1 protein-coding gene is annotated in these 425 nt (G+C 69.4%); it reads right to left on the reverse strand.

Annotated features, from left to right (window positions below):
• The coding region (locus EXE42_RS17045) for a CBS domain-containing protein (protein ID WP_137707069.1) at positions 1-245 on the reverse strand (245 nt) is incomplete at its 3' end.
• Positions 246-425 lie beyond the last annotated feature (180 nt).

The following is a 425-nucleotide window of genomic DNA, read 5'->3' on the forward strand; positions in this document are numbered from 1 at the left end:
TTCATGTCCGGATGCGCGACGATCAGGTCCTCCGTCATCACCGTGAACACGGGGGCGTCGTCGTCGGCGAGCAGCAGGTCTCCGGCCGAGACGAACCCCTCCACGGTGCGGCCCTGCGTGACCGGGAACCCGTTGTGGCCGTCGCTGTCGGCCATGCGACGCGCGACGGTCGCCACCGTCTCGTCCGGGCTCACCGTCTCGACCTCGCGGGTCATGTACTCCCCGACCGTCGGTTTCCCGCTCATCGTCCGCCGTAGACGCTCCCGGGATAAAAGAGGGCGGGGCGACAGCCGGCCGGAAGGAACGTCGGGGCCGGCGCTCGCTGTTCGTCAGTGCGAAAGCGGAGAACGCGGAAAGGGAGAGCGGCCTACTGCGGGCTCGGGTTCGACGGCCCGGAGACGTTGCCGTCCTTCAGTGCGGAGCCC

This window comes from Halorubrum sp. SP3, from assembly GCF_005435195.1.
In the GTDB taxonomy this organism is placed as follows: Archaea; Halobacteriota; Halobacteria; order Halobacteriales; family Haloferacaceae; genus Halorubrum; species Halorubrum sodomense.